The organism is Bacillota bacterium, from assembly GCA_040754675.1.
Lineage (GTDB): Bacteria > Bacillota > Limnochordia > Limnochordales > Geochordaceae > Geochorda.
Window position 1 is genome coordinate 1 of sequence record JBFMCJ010000323.1, and the last position, 4692, is coordinate 4692.

Sequence of the window (4692 nt, forward strand, 5' to 3'; positions counted from 1 at the left end):
ATAACTCATGTTCTCGGGCGCAGCAGGCCAGGGACAAAACCTCAAGCGTATGGAAGGGACGTATACCGCACCTCGGGTAGCAACTACTTCTCCGGAGGAACCATCACGGACGAGGTCTTCGAGGACAACTCTAAGCGGCACCGGGAAGCCCGACTTGGCTGACGTACTTTGGCAAAAAGGCAGGTGACAGTGCTTAGCAACAACAACTCAGACGATGCCGTGGCTGTGAAGTGCCCCCTGCCGCCTGCACGCCCTGCGGCCGAAATAAAGGTGGCTAAAGTCCGGGTGTTCGAGAAGGTCGGCCGCCGTGCCACTCATGGCCAGGCGTTCGGTTTCGAGAAGGTACCCACGCTTGGCTACCTGAAGTGCCTTGCGCGCGTTCTGTTCGACGAGGAGCACAGTGAGCCCGCAGCCGTTAAGGTCACGTATGAGGCTCAGAGTCTGGTCCACTACGATCAGTGGTTATCGTTCCACGCCCTGCGGGCCTGCCCACACCGGCCACGTCCAAGCAGCCACCCGCCAACCTCAACAAATGCCGGGAGAGAAAAGAAGCACACTGCTCCAATCGCACAGCCGGAACCTTCCCGGCTGCCCCACCTGACCCGAACCGGGTGTGGTCCTTGCGGGGGCGACCACCTCGCCTCTCCCTGTTCCGCATGCTCTGGATCATTCGCGGCGCAAAGCGGCGGCCAGGTTCCCCCGAGTGGCAGCCCAGGCCGGCACCACCGCCCCGGCCAGGCCCGTCAGCGTGGAAAGACCCAGGATGGCCAGGACTACCTCCACCCCAAGAGGGGGGACGGCATGGTAGGCCAGAGCCAGCGCCAGGGTGCCTCCGGCGAGGCCCAGGAGCCCCGCCAGCCATCCCAGCACCACCCCCTGGGCGAGGACCAGCCGTCGCACCTGCCAGTTACGCCAGCCTAGAGCCTGAAGCAGCGCCATCTCAGCACGGCGTTGCGAGACATTGAGCCACGTAATGTCGGTCGTAGTGAGGACGGCCATGAACAGGGCGAAGACGGCGGCAAAATAGTGGGACGGGCCCACTTCCAACGCCACGTACTCCCCCAGCCAGGTGGTGTACATGACTCCCCGCAGGCGCACGGTGACGTAGAGGAAGACCGTCAGGAGGAGAATGGGCAGCGCCATGCTCAGGACACAGAGCACGTTGCGCTTCCAGCGGCGCACCAGGTCAGCGAGGACAAGGTTTGCCGCAGAGCCTCCTGCCAGGCGCAGAGATCCACCGCCAACCTCTCCTTCGCCCACGGCGAGGCGGGGGTGAACCCGGGTGGCGGCGCGCCCGGGGAGCGTCGCCCCGGCACCGTACACGAGGGGAGGGAGGAGGGCGACCGCTGCCAGCCTGAGCGGTGAGAGCGTCATCCTGCTGCCACTGGCCACGGCCCAGGCCAGGGCCACCCCGGCCGCTCCCACCAGAACACCGGTCAGCAGAGACTCTCCCAGGATGAGGAAAAGTACCCTCCCGGGCCGCCAGCCCACGGCGGAGAGGATGCCGAACTCGCGCAGCCGCAGGAGCACGGAGACGCTGGTGGTAGAGAGCACGTACAGTACGGCCACCACCAGGACGGCGCCTACGATGACCGAAAAACCCAGCCTCGTCTCGCGCAGGATGGTCAGGGCCGCTCCCTTCTGTATCCAGGGCTGCTCCACGTACCCCAGATCCGGGATCTCCTCCGACCCGCACACGTGGATGAGGACGCGCCGGGGCGACGAACCCAGCATGATGTCCACGGCCAGCCCGGTGCGATCCCGTATCTCCCTGGCGACGGCTTCTGCCCTGGCCTGGGCCGTTTCGCCCATGGTTTCCGACCCGGCTATCCTCACCCGGATGGCGCTTATGGGGTTTGCCTTCAGTTTCGCCGCCGCCTCCAGGCTGGTGAGCAGCGCCGGCGGCGAAGTGAGAAACCACCCCGGGCTTTCCACCGGCCTGATTTCCACGGGGGGGTTCACCGGCCTCCCCCCGGCATCCAGGACCAGGGAGGCCGCGGCGGGCCGGTATGTCTCCATGGGGAGTTCGTTGAGGGGGTCGCGGGCCAGACGCAGCCGGTTGGGGTCAAAGAAACCGATTGGTGTCAGTTCCAGGTAGGGGTCCTTGTTTAGAGACGGGTCTGCGGGTAATGCTGACTGCACCGCACGGTACATGGGAACCTCCAGCCCCACGCCACGGAATATGCCTTTCAGAAACCCGACCTCCTCCGGGACCACCCGGTAGCACAGTGGCCACCGCGAGGGAAACGGCGAGTCGGCAGGATGGTATTCAACGGGGCCGGGCAAAGCGGCCACCTGGCTGGGATACACAGGCTCTCTCCGACCCCCGGATATCTCGTCAAGATAGCGGTACAGGCTCTCACGCAGGTCCTGAGCGCCCAGGCGGTAATCGACGACGGTGGCCCGGACCGGTAACCCATCCAGGTAACGCCGCCCGCCCCGCGCCCGCACCTGTTCCAGCATGGCCAGCTCATCCCGGTAGTCCAGGTCGAGCTTCTGCAACTGGAAGCGAAAGGACGTGTCAGCATACGCCTGCCGGGACACCAGCACCGGCATGGTCCATATCTGGCGCGTGAACGAGCCGCCGCCGGCGCTGGCGGGAACGGGCACTTCCACCTGCTCGCCCCTGACCACATCGGCCGCGGAGAAGTACCGCCCGCTCACCACCGCCCCATCGAGTCCTACCAGCCGTGCCTCCTGCTCCGGGTCAATCCCTACCAGCAGGACGAGCTGGCCATACCAGTTCCAGTTCTCGTTGCTGCCCCGCAGGTTCTGGGGCAGTAGCTGCATGCCATAATCCTCGGGGAGTCCGGCGAACACCACACGGCCTTCCCTCTTTACGAAACGCTTCACAGCCGGACCCTCGCTGTTCAGCCAGTACGTGACTTCCGTGGTACGGTAGTCTGTTTTCCCATCTGAGGCTGCCACCGTCCTGGTCATCCGGTAGACACCGGGATCGGTTACCAGGGGGAAGTCCATGGGAAGCGTGAGGTTCACCCAGCCGACCACCGCCACGGGTGCCGCCACCCCCACCCCCGGGATTCCCTTGATGATTTCGTATTGATCCAGGCTGATCTCACCGGGCAGACCCAGGAGGTAGTTGGGTTCCACCAGGTCCAAATGGCGCTCCGCAGCACTGGGGGCGCCGGCCGGTCTCACCATCAGATCGTACGAGGAACGCCACCGTTCTTCCAGCAGCTCCTGCACGGTGCCTTTGCTGGTTTGAGCCAGGGCCACCACGTAGGTGAGCCCCACGCTGATGCCCACTGCGCCCACCACCAGAAGGGCAAGGCGCTCCTTCGCTCCCCGCCAGTTGCGCGCGATCAGGGACAGCAATGGGCGTCACCCCTCTCCCCCGAATCGCGCTGTGACCGAGGGAGGTACGGTCCCCGGGAGACGCTTTCCCGCACCACCAGCCCGTCAACCAGGTGAACCTGCCGGTCAGCCCTAGAGGCCAGTTCCAGGTTGTGCGTCACCAGGATGACGGTGGCCCCATCCCTTGCCCGCGCTTCTTCCAGCAGACGGATAACCGCCACCCCGCTCACCGAATCCAGGTTGCCGGTGGGCTCGTCAGCCAGTATGAGGCGAGGACGGTTTACCAGGGCGCGGGCCACAGCCACCCTTTGCTGCTCTCCTCCCGACATCTGGGCGGGGAGAGCACGCGCCCGCCTCTCCATGCCCACCGCGGCCAGGGCTTCCAGGGCCCGCGACCTGCGATCGAAGTCAACCCGGCGCGAAAGAAGGGGTACCATCACGTTTTCCAGCGCGGTCAGATTGGGGAGCAGGTAGAACTGTTGGAACACGAATCCCACAAACCGAAAGCGGAAGTCGGCCAGCGCATTGCCGCGTAACGTGCTTAGGTCTACTCCCCCCACCTTCACGGTCCCGCCCGTGGGCCGGTCGAGCGCCCCAATCAGGTTGAGCAGGGTGGACTTGCCCGACCCCGACGGCCCGGTGATGGCCAGGAACTCCCCTTCCCTTGCGCTTAGCGACACCCCCCGCAACGCAGCAACGGCGGCGTCGCCAGTGCCGTATATCTTTTCCACATCTTGCACCTCAGCCATGACACCGGCCGGGCTGCCCATCCCTCGATGCCTCCCTGCTGCGCGTCCCGCAGTTCTGGTCTCGCTCCACCTCAACGGACCTCGGCTGAAGGGGAATCGGCGTGCTCACCACATTCCGGGTGGCCGATGGCCAGATGAATTCCTCCTAAGATATGAACTCGGTAAGGGCACGAAGGTCCAGGAAGCGGCCCAGATCCCCCGCCTCGGCAACTATCTGCTCACGGACCCGGGGGGGCAGGTCGCCGAACGGTTCGACGGTGACCCGCAGGGTGCGACCACTGCGCTGGTGCGACCAGACGCCGGCCACGCGGCCATCCACGAGCACCACCGGGGACAGCCAGCCCGCCTTGCGGAAGACGCGCTTGTAGTGGGCGTTGCTCACCAGATGGCCCTTTTCGTGGTGGCCCAGGAGGTAGGGATCGAAGCTGGGTAACAGGCGCACCACCCGGCCGCGGATCTCAGCGGCCCGGACGGCGGCCAGATCCTCCCGCAGCAGGTAGGTCCGGCGGCCCTCGACCGACACCTCCACCACCTCATTCCCGAGGCCGCCGGCCAAGGAGACCGCCTCCCTCACCGTAATCCCCGCCCAGGCGGCGAAATCCTGCCAGGTGGCGGGGCCGTAACTGCG

At 65.7% G+C, this 4692-nt stretch carries 3 protein-coding genes; all 3 read right to left on the reverse strand.

Annotated features, from left to right (window positions below; all coding sequences use genetic code 11):
* Positions 1-666 precede the first annotated feature (666 nt).
* Entirely contained in the window at positions 667-3336 is a 2670-nt protein-coding gene (locus AB1609_15870; protein MEW6047930.1) for an FtsX-like permease family protein, read from the reverse strand.
* A complete protein-coding gene (locus tag AB1609_15875; protein ID MEW6047931.1) occupies positions 3324-4085 on the reverse strand; it encodes an ABC transporter ATP-binding protein in 762 nt (253 codons plus the stop codon). The genes AB1609_15870 and AB1609_15875 overlap by 13 nt, the downstream gene beginning before the upstream one ends.
* 124 nt (positions 4086-4209) lie before the next feature.
* A partial coding sequence (locus AB1609_15880) for a crosslink repair DNA glycosylase YcaQ family protein (GenBank protein MEW6047932.1) occupies positions 4210-4692 on the reverse strand: 483 nt, incomplete at its 5' end.